The sequence below is a fragment of the Nocardia wallacei genome, assembly GCF_029869545.1.
Lineage (GTDB): Bacteria > Actinomycetota > Actinomycetes > Mycobacteriales > Mycobacteriaceae > Nocardia > Nocardia wallacei_A.
Genome location: NZ_JARWQD010000092.1, coordinates 1 through 15850, shown reverse-complemented (window position 1 = coordinate 15850; position 15850 = coordinate 1). Strand labels below are relative to the sequence as shown.

The window sequence follows — 15850 nt, the reverse complement described above, 5'->3', positions numbered from 1 at the left end:
GTCCGGCAAACCTCGCAGATCCCGACGCACGGCCGTGACCGGCGTCCTATTTGCGCCATCCCGGCGCCGAGACCAGGAACGCTGCCCAGTAGGCTGCATGCGTGAATCTTGTGCTGCTACCCGCCGTCGATGTCGCCAATGCACGTGGCCCTGGTGGCGTAGCTTAAGACGCGCGGCGACACCGCGACCCCCGACGTCGCGGTGACCACGGCGAGCTTCGTGTGCCAGGGCAAGGCCGCCGGCATGCCCAATGACCAGCTCACCACCTACGTGAACGCCATGGCGGGCTCGGACCCGGCCTACGATCCGGCGAAGATGCCGGTCGAGCAGGCGGGCAAGATCTACGTCGACGTCGCGACCCAGACCTACTGCGACAAGTGAACGCGCGACGTTCGGGCTTCTCGGGCGCGGGCCGCAAGCGCGGCCGGCGCCGGGGGTGCCTGCTGTTCCTGGCGGGCATCGTCGCACTGATCGTCGTGGTGCTGCTGCTGTGGTATCTGCTGGCCGGGGTGTTGCGCATCCCCAAACCCAAGCCGCCGGAGCCGCGTCCGCCCGCCACCCAGCCGGCCACCTGCCCGGACGTGCAGATGCTGTCGATCCCCGGTACCTGGGAGTCCAACAGCGGAGACGATCCGCACAACCCGACCGCCAATCCGATCTCGCTGATGCTCAACATCAGCAACCCGGTGCGCGAGCGGTTCCCGGAGAACCGGCTCGACGTCTACACCGTCCCGTACGTCGCACAGTTCTCCAATCCGATCGCGATTCCGCCGGACGGCCAGCAGTCCTACAACAACAGCCGGTCGGAGGGCACCCGCAAGGCGACCGACGCGCTCAGCTCGATGGCCGCGGAATGCCCGCTGACCAGCTATGTCATCGCGGGCTTCTCGCAGGGCGCGGTGATCGGCGGCGACCTCGCCGCGCAGATCGGCGCGGGCAAGGGGCCGGTCCCGGCCGACCGGGTGCTCGGGGTGATGCTGATCGCCGACGGCCGCCGCGACTTCGGGCCCGGCCAGGCCACCGAGGTCGGGCCCAACCCGCCGGGCGTGGGCGCGGAGGTCGCGCTCAAGGGCCTCACCGTCCCCGGGATCAGCATGACCGGGCCGCGGCAGGGCTTCGGCACGCTCGCCGACAAGACCTTCACCATCTGCGCCCCGGGCGATCTGATCTGCGACGCCCCCAAGCAGGCGCTGAACCCGCTCAACATGATTCCCGCCCTGGGGACGCTGGTGCGGGCGGTCGGGAATCCGGTGCACAACGGCTACAACTCGTTCGTCGTCGATCCCGACACCGGCGCCACCGCCACCCAGTGGACCGTCGATTGGGCGGCGGACCTGATCGACGGCGCCCCGCACCCGCCCCATTCGTGACTGTTAACAGGGGTCAACCCCGAGGACCCCAAGGTTTCCGGGGCAGGCTGTAAAGTGCAGCGATGATCGCGACGCCGGAGCCGCATCCTCTCGGATCGGCCCGGCGTCGCAGCCATTCCGGACAGCCAGGAGCATGAGTTCATGACAGAAGTCGCCGCTACCGCAGAGGTGACTGCGTTGGGCACCTCGCCGCGCAAGTTCCGGTTCGCGGCCGCGGGCGAGGGCAATCAGCAGGAGGGCGGGGCGCGCAAGTTCGTCAAGCTGGCGCAGCAGGCCGAGGAATACGGCTACGACTCCTTCGCCGTGCCCGACCATCTCGGTCCGCAGGTCGGCCCGATCGCCGCGCTCGGCGCGCTGGCGGTGGCCACCGAGCGGATCCGCATCGGAACGTCGGTGCTGGCCAACGGCTTTCGGCATCCGGTGGTGCTGGCCAAGGATGCCGCCACCATCGACGTGTTGTCCAAGGGCCGGCTGGAGCTGGGCGTGGGCGCGGGCTGGATCAAGGGCGAATTCGAGGCCGCGGGCATCCCCTACGAGTCGCCGGGCGTGCGGCTCGAGAAGCTGGACGAGTCGCTGACCATCCTGGATGTGCTGCTACGCGGGCAGGAGTGCCACTTCGAGGGCAAGCACTACCAGGTGCGCGGCATCAAGGGCACGCCGCGACCGCGGCAGGGTCCGCGCCCGCCGCTGGTCACCGGAGGCGGCGGCCCGAGGATGCTGCGGCTGGCCGCCAAGCACGCCGACATCATCTCCGTGGTGCCCCAGACCACCAAGAATGGGAAGGGCCTGCTGTCGGGCATCACCCTCGACAAGACCGTCGAGAAGGTGAACCTGATCAAGGAGGCGGCCGGTGACCGGTTCGCCGATATCGAGCTGAACTGGACCATCACCGCCGTGGTGATCACCGACGATCGGGAGCGCACGGCGGAGATGGCGCTGTCGGCCATCGAGAAGGGTCTGCACCCGGACCTCGAGGTGGACGTGCAGCTGTCGGTGGAGGACATCCTCACGTCCCCCTATGTGGCAATCGGCACATTCGACGAGATTGCCGAGCAGATCCGTAACGTGCGGAAACTCACCTCGATGTCCTATGTCGGAGTGTTTCCTACTCAGATGGATGCCTTCGCGCCGGTGATCCCATTGCTGCGGGAGGCGTAAGAGGGTCATGTTCGCTTGCACCGGGTACTGGTTCGGGGCCTGCTCTGTAACATGTCCCTGGTTTGAGTACATCTAGCCGATAGGTGGTCACCGCGCAGACCGCCGGAAAAAGCTGCAGGCATGCTCTCGCACCACAGAGCGCCCGCGGGCGTAAGAGAGTCGGGGCCTCACAGGTAACAGCGGCCAGGGCGCCGTGCTGCGTGTGCCTCGGAGGAGAAGGAATGACGGACGAGACTTTCGACGACTACCTGGACGAGTCCGGGAACATCAGAATTCCCCCGGGTCGGACCCTGGTCGACTACGTCGAGAAGCACACTCGCAACGACGCGAACACGCTTGCTTACCGCTATATCGACTACTCCCGAGAGCGCGACGGTGAGTATCAGGACCTGACCTGGCAGGAATTCGGGATCCGGCTGCGCGCGGTGGCCGCCCGCCTGCAGCAGGTGACCGAGCCGGGCGACCGGGTCGCGATCCTGGCGCCCCAGGGTCTGGACTATGTGGTGGCCTTCTTCGCCGCCATCTACGCGGGCACCATCGCCGTGCCGCTGTTCGACCCCGAGGAACCGGGCCACACCGACCGTCTGCACGCGGTGCTCGGCGACTGCAAGCCCGCGGCCATTCTCACGGCGAGCTCCTCCGCCGCCGGGGTGCGCCAGTTCTTCCGGCCGCTGCCCGCCGCGCAGCGCCCGCGTGTCATCGCCGTGGACGCCGTGCCGGACGCACTCGGTGAGAACTGGACCTATCCCGACATCACCGTCGACCACATCGCCTACCTGCAGTACACCTCCGGATCGACCCGGACGCCCGCCGGTGTCGAGATCACCCACCGCGCGGTGGGCACCAACCTGCTGCAGATGATCAACGCGATCAATCTGGACTGGAACTCGCGCGGCGTCACCTGGCTGCCGCTGTTCCACGACATGGGCCTGCTGTGCGTGATCCTGCCCGCCATCGGCGGCAAGTTCATCACGATCATGTCGCCCAGTGCCTTCGTCCGGCGCCCGGGCCGCTGGATCCACGAGCTGGCCGCGCACTCCGACGGCGCCGGAACCTTCGCCGCCGCACCGAACTTCGCCTTCGAGCACGCGGCCGCGCGCGGCCTGCCGAAAAACGGTGAGTCGCTGGACCTGTCGAACGTGATCGGCCTGATCAACGGCAGCGAGCCGGTGACCACCTCCTCGATGAAGAAGTTCAACGAGGCGTTCGCCCCCTACGGGCTGCCCAAGACCGCCATCAAGCCGTGCTACGGCATGGCCGAGGCGACCCTGTTCGTCTCCGCCACCCGGGCCGAGGACGAGGCCAAGGTCGTCTACGTCGATCGCGACCAGCTCAACGCCGGTCGGATCGTCAAGGTGGACCAGGGCGCTCCCAATGCCATCGCCCAGGTCAGCTGCGGGTATGTCGCGCTGTCGCAGTGGGCCACCATCGTCGACCCGGAGACGATCGACGATCCCGAGGGCGCGCGCGAGCTGCCCGAGGGGCAGGTCGGCGAGATCTGGTTGCACGGCGACAACATCGGCATCGGCTACTGGGGTCGCGAGGAGGAGACTCGCAAAACCTTCAAGAACATCCTGGCCAACCGCCTGCCCGAGGGCAGTAAGGCCGAGGGCTCGGCGGCGGACGCGACCTGGATGCGCACCGGAGACTACGGCGTATACATCGACGGCGAGCTGTACATCACCGGCCGCGTCAAGGATCTGGTGATCGTCGACGGCCGCAACCACTACCCGCAGGACCTGGAGTTCTCGGCGCAGGAGTCGAGCAAGCTGCTGCGGCCCGGCTTCGTCGCGGCGTTCTCGGTGCCCGCCAATCAGCTACCGCCCGAGGTGTTCGAGGCCGACAGCCACTCCGGCATCCGCTACGACGCGGACGACGCCTCCGAGCAGCTGGTGATCGTCGCCGAGCGCGGCCCGGGCGCGCACAAGGCCGATCCGCAGCCGGTCGCCGACGCGGTGCGCGCGGCCATCTCGCAGCGGCACGGCGTCACCGTGCGCGACGTGCTGCTGGTACCGGCCGGATCGATCCCGCGGACGTCCAGCGGCAAGATCGCCCGCCGTGCCTGCCGGGCCGCCTATCTGGAGGGGACCCTGCGTGGTGGTTACACGCAGCAGGCCTTTCCCGATGCACCCGAGGACGTGTGATCAACAGCCACTCTCGCCATAGGATGCCCGGCGGTCGTCGGCACGGCCGGTGGCATTGCGATACTGGCTGTCAATCCCTGCCCACCCGACCCGCATCCAGGTAGCTTGAGGAATTGATGGCTGACAACGAGGGCACTCAGACGACCGACGCCGTTTCGCCCGCGAGCGAATCGGTCACCGAGAACACCGCAGGCGCACCGGCCACCGAGATGTCGGTGGCCGAGCTGCGAGAGTGGTTGCGGCGCTGGGTCGCCGAGGCGACCGGGCAGCCGATCGAGAACATCACGGTGGACCGGCCGATGGAGGAGTTCGGGCTGGCCTCGCGGGACGCCCTGGCCCTCGGCGGCGACATCGAGGATCTGACCGGCGTGATGCTGAACGCGACCGTCGTGTATCAGCATCCGACCATCGCCTCGCTCGCGGAGGTCATCGCGGCGGGCGGGGTTCCGGACGTGCCGGAGCAGTCGGAGGACGATTCCTTCTATACTGCGGGGTTCCAGCCGGGCGAGGCGCACGATATCGCGATCGTCGGGTTGTCGACGAGGCTGCCGGGAGCGGGTGAGACGCCGGAGTCGACGTGGGAGTTCCTGATCAACCGGGGGGATGGCATCCGGGAGCTGCCCGAGGGGCGGTGGTCGGAGTTCACCGTCGAGCCGCAGGTGGCCGAGGCCGTCGAGAAGTCGATCACCCGGGGCGGCTACCTCGATCAAGAGGTGGTCAAGGGCTTCGACGCCGAATTCTTCGCGATGTCTCCGGTCGAGGTGGAGCGGGTCGATCCGCAGCAGCGGCTGATGATGGAGCTGACCTGGGAAGCGCTGGAGCACGCGCGAATTCCCGCCAGCGATCTGAAGGGCGAGTCGGTCGGTGTGTACATCGGCTCGTCGGGCAACGACTTCATGTTCCTCGTCGCGATGGCGGCGGGCGCCCCGGTCGACGCGAATACCCCGGCGACCGCGGCCGCCTACGGCATCACGGGCAGCGTCTCGTCCATCATCCCCAACCGGGTGTCCTACTTCTACGACTTCCGCGGGCCGTCGGTCTCGGTGGATTCCGCGTGCTCGTCGACCCTGGTCGCGGTGCACGAGGCGGTCAAGGCGCTGCGCAGCGGCGACGCCGACGTCGCACTCGCCGGTGGCGTCAACATGCTGCTGGCTCCGTTCGCGACGCTCGGGTTCGACGGCGCCGGTGCGCTCGCCAAGGACGGCCACATCAAGGCGTTCTCCTCCGATGCGGACGGCATGATCCGCTCCGAGGGCGGCGGCATGTTCGTGCTGAAGCGGCTGGCCGATGCCGAGCGCGACGGCGACCGGATTCTCGCCGTGGTCAAGGGCTCCGCGGTGAACAACGACGGCCGCTCCAACGGTCTGCTGGCCCCGAATCCCGATGCGCAGGCGGACGCGCTGCGCCGCGCCTATCGCGATGCCGGAATCGTGCCGTCGTCGGTCGACTACGTCGAGGCGCACGGCACCGGCACCCTGCTGGGCGACCCGATCGAGGCCGACGCGCTCGGTCGCGTGATCGGCCGCGGGCGCGACGCCGACAAGCCCGCGCTGCTCGGTTCGGCCAAGACCAACTTCGGGCATCTGGAGTCCGGCGCCGGTGCGGCCAGCCTGGCGAAGATCATTATGGCGTTGCAGCACAACGTCATTCCGCCGAATATCGGATTCGCCGGGCCCAACCCGTACATTCCGTTCGAGCAGGCGCACCTGAAGGTCGTCGACGAGCCGACCGAATTCCCGCGGTACAGCGGTAGGGCCACCATCGGTGTGTCCGGGTTCGGGTTCGGCGGCACCAACGCGCACGTGGTGATTCAGGAGTACGTGCCGTCCGCCGAATCCGTTGCCGCGGATGCCGGGACGCTGGCCGATCTGGACGAGGCTCTCGACGACGAGACCACCGATGTGGTCGCCGATGCCGAGGCGATCATCGCGAATTCCGGTGAGTCCGAGGGGGATTCCGGCCAAGAGCATGCCGGAAATGCGACGGATGACGCGGTTGCTGCCGAGGTCCCCGAGTGGACCGAGGAGCGCACCGAGCCGCTGCCGGTGATCCTGCCCGTGTCGGCGTATCTGCCGTCGCGTCGCCGCCGTGCCGCGAAGGATCTGGCCGACTGGCTGGAATCCGAAGCGGGACAGGCGGCTTCGCTGGAGGATGTGGCACGGTCGCTGGCCAAGCGCAACCACGGGCGCTCGCGCGGCGTGGTGCTGGCCACGACGCGCGAGGAGGCGATCGCCGGGCTGCGCGCCATCGCCGAGGGCAAGCCGGGGCAGGGCGTGTTCACCGCGGACGCGCCCGCGGCCAAGGGCGCGATGTGGGTGCTGTCGGGCTTCGGCTCGCACCACCGCAAGATGGCCAAGCAGCTCTACCTGGAGAATTCGATCTTCGCCCGCACCGTCGACGAGGTCGACGAGCTGGTGCAGGACGAGGCCGGATACTCGGTCAAGGAGATGATCCTCGACGACGCGCAGGACTGGGACGTGGGCACGTCGCAGGTCGGCGTGTTCGCCATTCAGGTCGGCCTCGCCGCGGTGTTGCGCGCGCACGGCGCGGAACCCGAAGGCGTGGTGGGGCATTCGCAGGGCGAGGCCGCCGGGTCCTACATCTCCGGCGGCATGAACCTGGAGGACGCGGTCCGCGTCATCTGCGCGCGGTCGCGGCTCATGGGCGAGGGCGAGCAGATGCTCAGCGAGGCCGACGTCCGGAATATGGCGCTGGTCGAGTACAGCGCCGAGGACATCGAGAAGGTGCTGGCCGAGCACCCCGACCTCGAGGTCGCGGTGTACGCCGCGCCCACCAACACCGTGATCGGCGGCCCGCCGGAGCAGGTGCAAGCCGTGGTGGCCCGCGCCGAGGCCGAGGGCAAGTTCGCCCGGGTGCTGCAGGTACGCGGCGCCGGGCACACCTCGCAGATGGATCCGCTGCTGGGCGAGCTGGCCGCCGAACTGGCCGGAATCGAGCCGACCAAGCCGACCGTCGACCTGTACTCGACCGTGCACAAGGCCACCGTGTACCGCGCGGGCTCGGATCCGGTGCACGACGTGGACTACTGGGTCACCAATATGCGGCATCCGGTGTACTTCACCAACGCGGTGCGGCAGGCGGTCGACAGCGGCATCACCACCTTCCTGGAGCTGGCGCCGAATTCCGTTGCGCTGATGCAGGTTTTGGGCACGACGTTCGCGGCCGGGGTGCACAACGCGGCGCTGATCCCCACGCTCAAGCGCAAGGAGGACGAGTCCGCCGGGCTGATCGCGGCGCTGGCGCAGCTGTACGTGCAGGGGCACAAGGTCGATCTGTCCTCGCTGCTGCCCGCCGGTGACTACGCCGATATCCCGCGAACGGCGTTCCTGCGCAAGCAGTACTGGCCCAAGGTCGCCATCGCGTCGGGTTCGGGCACCGGGCGCGTGCCGGGCGCCCACGTGGCCCTGCCGGACGGGCGGCACGCATGGGAGGTGTCCGCCGCTGCCGTGACCGACCTCCCGGCGCTCGTGGGAGCCGCTGCGGCACAGGTACTTTCGGACATCTCACTGGGCGCGACCGTCGCGCACTCCGCCCTACCGGCCTCCGGCACCGTGACCACCACCCTCACCCCCCACCTGGGCGGTGCCTCGGTACAGGTCCACACCAAGCAGGACGGGGCGTTCCGGCTGCTGTTCGAAGCGGTGGTGGCCTCGGGTGCGACGCTGCCGGAACCCGCCGTTGCGCAGCCGGTTCCGGATGCCGTCGAAAGCGCCGCAGCCGATCTGGAGGTCGTGGAGACCTTCGGGGACAGGTGGGATCCGAACGGTTCGCAGACCGTGGAGCAGCGGCTGGCGATCATCGTCGCGGAATCCATGGGGTACTCCGTGGAGGATCTGCCGATGGAGATCCCGCTGATGGAGCTCGGCCTGGATTCGCTGATGGCCATGCGCATCAAGAACCGGGTGGAGTACGAGTTCGACATCCCGCAGCTGCAGGTCTCGGCCGTGCGCGACGCCAGCCTCAACGAGGTTTCCAAGGTGCTGCGCTACGCCATCGAGCACCGCGACGAGGTGCAGGCGATGGCCGAACAGCAAGCGGCCGAGGGCGGTTCGCTGACCGTCGACGACAACTTCGTCAATGCGGCGCGCGCGGCCATGGAGTCGGGCGCGGACCCGGCCGCGGTCGTCAAGGAAAAGCTGGCGGGCGGTGCGGACAAGCCTTCTCCCGCAACCGAATCCACGGTGCGACCGGAGGAGCCCAAGGCCACCGAGGACAACGTCCCCCCGCGCGATGCCGCCGAGCGCCTGACCTACGGCACCTGGGCGCAGATCACCGGCAAGTCGGCGGGTGGCGTCTTCAACACGCTGCCGATCCTGGACGAGGACACGGCCGAGCGGCTGGTGGCCCGGCTGTCCGAACGCGTCGGCGCCGAGATCGACATCGAGGACGTCCTCGAGTGCGAGACCATCGAGCAGCTGTCGGATATCGTGCGCCGGTATCAGGACAGCGGCGGCGATGTCGACGGCTTCGTCCGCACGCTGCGCGCCCGCGCCGAGGGCTCGAATGCCGTGCCGGTCTTCGTCTTCCATCCCTCGGGCGGCAATACGCTGGTGTACGAGCCGCTGCTGAAGCGGTTGCCCGAAGACACCCCGATGTACGGCTTCGAACGTGTCGAGGGCTCGATGGAAGAGCGTGCCCGCCAGTACATTCCGAAGATCCGCGAGCTGCAGCCCGGTGGCCCGTACGTCTTCTACGGCTGGTCGCTGGGTGCGGTGTTCTCGCTGCAGGTCGCGCAGCTCATGCGTGCCGAAGGCGATGACGTCCGGCTGGTCGGCCTGATCGACCTCGCGCTGCCGACGCAGCCCGAGGACACCAGCCCCGAGGGCCGCCGCGCCCGGATCGAGCGCTTCCAGGCCTTCGCGAAGAAGACCTACGGCATCGAGGGCGAACTCGACGACGACATGCTGCAGGAACTCGCGGATGCGTCGGACGAGGAGCAGTACAAGATCATCACGGATCTGCTCAAGTTCGCCGATGTGAAGATTCCCGGCGGCGTGATCGAGCATCAGCGCACCTCGTGGCTCGACAGCCGGGAACTGGAGAAGGCGCAGCCGTCGCACTACGACGGCAATGTGGTGCTCTACCTCGCCGATCGGTACCACGACGGCATGATCGAGCTGGAGCCCCGCTTCGCCGAGCGCCAGCCCAACGGCGGCTGGGACGACTACCTCCCGAACCTGGAGATCATCCACATCCCGGGCGATCATCTCCAGATCGTCGATGAGCCGCGCATTGCCACCATCGGTGCCGACCTGACGCAGAAGCTCGCCGCGATCGCGAAGGACCGGCAGTGACGACAACAGTACGAGAGAGCTTGTGAAAGAACCATCCGGCTCGCATGTCGCGCAGACAGCGGGTCTCAGTGAGGTGAACCTGTGATTACTACCGCCGAGAAGCTCGCCGATCTGCGGAAGAAGCTCGAATTAGCGCAGGAGCCGGCGGGTGAGGCGGGGGTCGCCAAGCGGCAGCGCAAGGGCATTCCGAGCGCCCGCGACCGGATCAATATGCTGCTCGATCCGGGCACCTTCGTGGAAATCGGTGCGCTGGTTCGCAATCCGGGCGACAAGAACGCCCTCTACGGCGACGGTGTGGTCATCGGCCACGGCCTCGTCGAGGGCCGTCCGGTGGCGGTGTTCTCGCACGACCAGACGGTGTACGGCGGGTCGGTCGGGGAGATGTTCGGCCGCAAGGTGTGCGCGATCATGGAGTTCGCCGGAAAGGTCGGCTGCCCGGTGGTCGGCATCCAGGACTCCGGCGGCGCGCGCGTGCAGGAGGCGGTGACGTCGCTGGCCTGGTACGCCAATATCGCGCTGAAGGTCGAGCCGCTGTCGGGCATGGTGCCGCAGATCTCGCTGATCCTCGGCAGTTGCGCCGGCGGCGCGGTGTACCAGCCGATCAATACCGACGTCGTGGTCGCCACGGAAGAGGCGTACATGTTCGTCACCGGCCCGAAGGTGATCCGGGAGGTCACCGGTGAGGACGTCAGCCTCGAGGAGCTGGGCGGCGCCCGCAGCCAGGCCGAATACGGCAATATCCACCATGTCGCCAAGGACGAGAAGGCGGCCTTCGACTGGGTGCGCGAGTACCTGGGCTACATGCCGACCAGCTGCCACGAGGCGCCGCCGATCGTGAATCCCGGCCTGGAGCCCGAGATCACCGACTCCGACCTGGAACTGAACTCGATCGTGCCGGACTCCGACAATGCCGGTTACGACATGCACGACATCCTGCTGCGCATCTTCGACGACGGCGATTTCCACGAGGTCGGCGCGCAGGCCGGGCTGAATGTCATCACCGGTTTCGCGCGGGTGGACGGGCGGACCGTCGGGGTGGTGGCCAATCAGCCGATGGTGTCGGCCGGTGCGCTGGACGCGCGCGCCTCCGACAAGGCCTCGCATTTCGTGCGGCTGTGCGACGCGTTCGAGATCCCGCTGGTGCTGGTGGTGGACACGCCCGGCTTCATGCCCGGTGTGGAGCAGGAGAAGATCGGCGTCATCAAGCGCGGCGGCCGCTTCCTGTTCGCCTTCGTGGAGGCATCGGTGCCGAAGGTGACCGTGGTGATCCGCAAGGCCTACGGCGGCGGCTACGCGGTGATGGGGTCCAAACAGCTCGGCGCCGACGTGAACCTGGCCTGGCCGACCGCGCGGATCGCGGTGATGGGCGCGGAGAGCGCGGTGAGCCTGATCGGCCGCAAGCAGATCGAGGCGGCGCCGGAGGAGCAGCGCGAGGCGATCCGGCAGCAGATGATCGACTTCTACAACGCCACCATGGCGAATCCGTGGGTCGCGGCGGAGCGGGGCTTCATCGATGCGGTCATCGAGCCCGCCACCACTCGCCTGGAGATCCGCCGCGCCCTGCACCTGTTGCGGGACAAGAAGTTGCAACGCAACCCGCGCAAGCACCACCTGCTCCCGCTGTAGTCGCCCGGGCGGTGGCGGCGGATCGGTGGCCCCGGGTGCGAAGTTACTCCCGGGGCCCGTATCCGAGCGTGCGTACCGGTTGGTATGCGGGTCTCACCCTAGGCAAATCGTCAGCTGCGAGTCACGAGGCTGTTCCCACCAGCAGTAAGACGGACAAATCGGACTGCCAAGGCTCGGTCAGCAACCACGAGCCGTGGCGTCCGTGGGTCGCGGACGCCGTCTACCGGAATCGGGCGCGGGAGAGATTCCAGGCGTTCCAGGTGTCGGGGTCGAGGTCGTGGCGGCGTTGCGAGAGGAGGTCGTCGCGGAGTTCGTCGGGGAGGCGGTTCACGGCGGGGGCGATGTCGGCGGACAGCGTGGCCAGGTAGCCGGTGTCGAGGGTCTCGCCGTGCTGCCAGCGGTCGATGTTGCGGTCGGCGATCAGGCCCTCGGGGTTCAGAGCGGCGAGTGTCAGCAGGGTGGCGACGGCGGTCCCGATGGTGACACGGGGCAACCATTGCCGTTCCGGACGGAAGACGGCGACCAGTACCAGGAGGTACACGACGCCGAGCCAGAGTTCGCAGATTCCGACCAGCAGCCGCAGTACGGTGAACCCGTACGCCTGCTGGTAGGTCCACATGCGGCCGAACGCCGAGGCGATGATCACCAGGGTGAGGGCTCCGATCGCGCACAGCAGCACCCGCAGCCACACCCGCTCCGGCACCGAATCCTGTGCCGCCCAGCGCAACACGGACAGGATGACGACCAAGGTGAGCACCGTGACCGCCGACAGCTGCCAGAACCCGCTGCGGGCGTATTCGGCGTAGGTGAGCCCGGCGGTGCGCTGCACGTAGTCGTCGCCGCCGAACAGCGCCATCAGCTGCGCGCCGATGAACACCGCGAACAAGACCGTGAGCGCGCCGACGGGCAGGCCCCATTCGAGCCGCGCGAGCTTGCGGCCCGGAAGCTGTTGCCGCCCGGCCGAAGCGGGCGGCGGTGGTCCGGCGAGCAGATACATCGCGGCGAGGCAGCCGACGGCCGTCAGCGCGAACACCGCGATCCAGCGCACGACCGAATCGGCGTCCATGCGCGGTATCAGGCCGTCGAGCAGCGATGCGAAGGTCGCGTCCGCGCTGCCCAGCAGCGGCACGAACACCGCGAGCAGCCCGGCGGTCACGGCCACCGAGAGGCCGATGCGGCGGCGCCGCACCCCGGTTCCGTCGCGAAACCGGCCGAGCCCCACATAAACCCACGCGAGCGCCCCGAACGCCGACAACGGCACCGCGATCACGTCGTAGAGCACACCGTGGGCCGACCGCCGCCCGACCACGGCCAGCGACGCGGTCACGCACGCGGCCACCACGCACAGCGCGAACAACCACCCCGCCGCCCGGAACGTCCCGACCGCGAGCAATGCCAGCGTCGCGGCGGTCCACCAGACGCGCTCCCAGCTCCGGGACGAGTTCCTGGAAAAGCCGGTGGCACAGGCGCTCGGTACGGCCCGCGCCTCCCGCCGGGCGCGTCGATCGACCGCCAGTACCGCCACCATCGCCGCGAAGCCCGCCAGCAACCATCCGATCCCCGGCCGAGTGACGGGAATCGCCACGGCCGCAACGACTCCCGCGGCGCCCGCCGCGGGTGACACCCCGGCCGGGCAGGTCACCCGACGCCATCGCGGCGGTGCCACCGGCGCCGGAGACCGCATCGGATACCCCGGCAGCCCATCCCTGCCCGACAACGGTCCCCGCCGTTGCTCCCCGTCCTTGTCCGCGCTCGAATCCTCCGGCGGTGACGGTTCCGAGTCACCGCTCGCGATCCCGGCGGACAAGCCCGCCTGCACACCGGCGACCCGTGTCCACCGCTGGTCCGGCACCGTGTCCGCGGCATCCGCCTGTTCTGTCTGCGCCGCAGTGGATTCGGTGGAACCGTCGGGCGATTCGGGTGTTGGCGGGGTCGTATGGTCGGGCACGGATCCTCCTGGGGGTGTGCGGCGTCGGCCCGAGACTGTGAAAGTCGTTCGGGCGGTAGGGGAACTGGTGACGGGTTAGGGCGTCGGCGGCCGGGTGGCCGGGAGTGTGACGCGGATTCGGGAGCCGGGATCGGCGACGGCGATGGTGCCGCCGTGCAGGTCCACGACCCAGCGGGAGATGGCCAGGCCCAGGCCGGTGCCGCCGCCGTCGGTGCGGCCGCCGCGGGTGAACCGGTCGAAGACGCGGGCGCGGTCGGCGGGCGGAATGCCCGGCCCCTCGTCCTGGACGTCGATGACGAGATCGCCTCCCGCCGTGCGGGCTTCGATGCGGACCTCGCCTCCCGCCGGGCCGTGCCGGGCGGCATTGTCCAGCAGATTCAGCAGGACCTGGTGCAACCGACCACGGTCGGCGTAGACGGTGGCGGACGCGGGCCGGACCTCGGAGCGCAGGCGGACGCCGCGACCCAGCGCCGCCGCCGTCACCTCGGCCTCGGCGATCACCTCGTCGAAAAGTGGTGCGACACCGAGTTCTTCGCGATCCAGCGGCAGCGCCCCGGCCTCGATGCTGGACAGATCCAGCAGCTCGGAGACCAGCAGGCTCAGCCGTTCGGTCTGGGCGAGAGCGGTTTTCAGGGTCTTCGGATCGGGTTCGGACACCCCGTCCACCAGATTCTCCAGCACGGCGCTCAAGGCGCTGACCGGTGTGCGCAGCTCGTGGGAGACATTCGCGATCAGGTCGCGGCGCTGCCGATCGGCGGCGGCGAGATCGGCGGCCATCTGATTGAACGCCTCCGCCAGCTGCCCGACCTCGTCGCGCGAGGACGCCCGCACCCGCCGCGTGTAGTCGCCGTGTGCCATTCGCTGTGCCGCGGTGGTCATCTCGCGCAGCGGCCGCGTGATGCCGTGCGCCAGGAACTGGGAGGTCACCAGCGCGATGACCATGGCCGACAGCGTGGTCAGCGGCGGCAGCCAGCCGATCCGCAGCCGGAAGTACCCGAAGGCGAGCCCGCCCGCGAAGATCATCAGAACGGCGAGCTTGAGCTTGATGGACCGGATCCGGTCCAGCGGCCGCGGCAGCGTCTCCGCCACCCGATCCGACAGTTGCCGCAACCTCCCGCTCACCGCGCCTCCAGCGCGTAACCGACACCGTGCACGGTACGGATCAGATCGGCGCCCAGCTTGCGGCGCAGGGCCTTGATATGGCTGTCGACCGCCCGGGTCCCGGCGGCATCGGCCCAGTCCCACACCTCCTCGAGCAGGCGCTCCCGCGCCAGCACCACGCGCGGACGCCGCGCCAGGCGGGCGAGCAGATCGAACTCGAGCGGCGTCAGCTGGGCCTCGGTCGCACCGCGCCACACCCGCCGCTGGTCGGCATCTATGCGCAGATCGCCGACCACGATGACGGCACCGCCCGGGTCGGCGGCGCGGTCGACGCGGCGCAGCAGGGCGTGCACCCGGGCGGTGAGGACCCGCAGCGAGAACGGTTTGGTCAGATAGTCGTCGGCGCCGACACCCAGCCCGACGAGCTGATCGGTCTCGTCCGCGCGGGCGGTCAGCATCAGCACCGGAACCGGGCGCTCGGCCTGAATTCTGCGGCACACCTCCAGCCCGTCGAATCCGGGCAGCATCACGTCGAGCACCACCAGGTCCGGCTCGTGCGTGCGCGCCGCGGCGACCGCCGCCGGGCCGTCGTGGGCCATATCGACGGTGAATCCCTCGGCCCGCAGCCGCACCGCGACCGATTCCGCGATGGTGAGCTCGTCGTCCACCACCAGAATCCGCCGCGCCCTCGATCCGGCCGCCGCATGCTGTTCCATGCTTGGGAACCCTAGCCACCCGCTGTGCAGAGAACCGGAATCAATTGTGGAGATTGTGTGTGCACCGGTCGCCGCCGAAACGACCATGACCGGGGTGTCTTTCGCGGAATCGGCCGGTCCGAACAGCCCGGTGTGAGAGCCTTCAGCTATGGGAACTTCACCGAAGGCCGTACTAGAGGGCGGGCCCGCCGACCTGCCGCAGCGGATCGTTCCGATCACTCCGCCGGGAATCGAACTCCGGGTGCAGTTCCACGGTGGCTACGAGCGCTTCAAGGTGACCCCGCGCTGGCAGGACACCGCCGAGGGCAGCCTGCCGGTCTACGAATGGATCGAACACGTGGAGGCGTGAACCCCACAGTGACCATGGCCCACGTATAACGCGAACGGGGGGGGGGGAAGCGCCCCCCCCCGGCAACAAGGGGAAGACGCAGAAAACCCCCCACATCCCCCGGGGCACGATTTCCGTCCTCGC

At 68.9% G+C, this 15850-nt stretch carries 10 protein-coding genes; 7 read left to right on the top strand and 3 right to left on the bottom strand.

Annotated elements, in window-relative coordinates:
• The first annotated feature begins 201 nt into the window (after nucleotides 1–201).
• The 6 genes from QH290_RS06015 to QH290_RS05990 all read left to right on the top strand — a co-directional run bounded on the left by QH290_RS06015 (nucleotide 202) and on the right by QH290_RS05990 (nucleotide 11613).
• Nucleotides 202–381: a DUF732 domain-containing protein gene (locus tag QH290_RS06015; protein WP_425303556.1), complete on the top strand. Its 180-nt coding sequence runs from the start codon at nucleotides 202–204 to the stop codon at nucleotides 379–381.
• On the top strand, nucleotides 378–1370 hold the full coding sequence (locus tag QH290_RS06010; protein ID WP_280269763.1) for a cutinase family protein: 993 nt from the start codon (nucleotides 378–380) through the stop codon (nucleotides 1368–1370). Before QH290_RS06015 ends, QH290_RS06010 begins: the two co-directional genes overlap by 4 nt.
• Before the next feature lie 141 nt (nucleotides 1371–1511).
• Nucleotides 1512–2528, top strand: coding sequence for an LLM class F420-dependent oxidoreductase (locus tag QH290_RS06005; protein WP_280269764.1), 1017 nt, complete (start codon nucleotides 1512–1514; stop codon nucleotides 2526–2528).
• A 221-nt stretch (nucleotides 2529–2749) separates the two neighbouring features.
• Nucleotides 2750–4672, top strand: a complete 1923-nt coding sequence (fadD32, locus tag QH290_RS06000; RefSeq protein ID WP_280269765.1) for a long-chain-fatty-acid--AMP ligase FadD32 — start codon at nucleotides 2750–2752, stop codon at nucleotides 4670–4672.
• A gap of 116 nt (nucleotides 4673–4788) precedes the next feature.
• Complete coding sequence (gene pks13 / locus QH290_RS05995; RefSeq protein ID WP_280382202.1) at nucleotides 4789–9987, top strand: polyketide synthase Pks13; 5199 nt, start codon at nucleotides 4789–4791, stop codon at nucleotides 9985–9987.
• An 81-nt stretch (nucleotides 9988–10068) separates the two neighbouring features.
• Complete coding sequence (locus QH290_RS05990) at nucleotides 10069–11613, top strand: acyl-CoA carboxylase subunit beta (RefSeq protein WP_280382200.1); 1545 nt, start codon at nucleotides 10069–10071, stop codon at nucleotides 11611–11613.
• Nucleotides 11614–11833: 220 nt separating this feature from the next.
• On the opposite strand, the gene QH290_RS05985 is transcribed toward QH290_RS05990, so the two are convergent.
• From QH290_RS05985 to QH290_RS05975, 3 genes are all read right to left on the bottom strand, one after another.
• Nucleotides 11834–13561 carry a DUF4153 domain-containing protein gene (locus QH290_RS05985; RefSeq protein ID WP_280382199.1) on the bottom strand — a complete coding sequence of 576 codons (1728 nt, stop codon included), beginning with the start codon at nucleotides 13559–13561 and terminating at the stop codon, nucleotides 11834–11836.
• A gap of 75 nt (nucleotides 13562–13636) precedes the next feature.
• Nucleotides 13637–14683, bottom strand: a complete 1047-nt coding sequence (locus QH290_RS05980) for a HAMP domain-containing sensor histidine kinase (protein WP_280269769.1) — start codon at nucleotides 14681–14683, stop codon at nucleotides 13637–13639.
• Nucleotides 14680–15378 carry a response regulator gene (locus tag QH290_RS05975; protein ID WP_280269770.1) on the bottom strand — a complete coding sequence of 233 codons (699 nt, stop codon included), beginning with the start codon at nucleotides 15376–15378 and terminating at the stop codon, nucleotides 14680–14682. Before QH290_RS05975 ends, QH290_RS05980 begins: the two co-directional genes overlap by 4 nt.
• A 148-nt stretch (nucleotides 15379–15526) precedes the next feature.
• On the opposite strand from QH290_RS05975, the gene QH290_RS05970 reads away from it, so the two are divergent.
• The gene (locus tag QH290_RS05970) at nucleotides 15527–15727 is read left to right on the top strand and encodes a DUF5988 family protein (protein WP_280269771.1); all 201 of its coding nucleotides are present in this window, start codon (nucleotides 15527–15529) and stop codon (nucleotides 15725–15727) included.
• Nucleotides 15728–15850 lie beyond the last annotated feature (123 nt).

Excerpts from the sequence above, each read along its gene's own strand:
- QH290_RS06005 (WP_280269764.1), top strand. The coding sequence starts at position 1,512 with ATGACAGAAGTCGCCGCTACCGCAGAGGTGACTGCGTTGGGCACCTCG.
- fadD32 (WP_280269765.1), top strand. The coding sequence starts at position 2,750 with ATGACGGACGAGACTTTCGACGACTACCTGGACGAGTCCGGGAACATC.
- pks13 (WP_280382202.1), top strand. The coding sequence starts at position 4,789 with ATGGCTGACAACGAGGGCACTCAGACGACCGACGCCGTTTCGCCCGCG.
- QH290_RS05975 (WP_280269770.1), bottom strand. The coding sequence starts at position 15,378 with ATGGAACAGCATGCGGCGGCCGGATCGAGGGCGCGGCGGATTCTGGTG.
- QH290_RS05970 (WP_280269771.1), top strand. The coding sequence starts at position 15,527 with ATGGGAACTTCACCGAAGGCCGTACTAGAGGGCGGGCCCGCCGACCTG.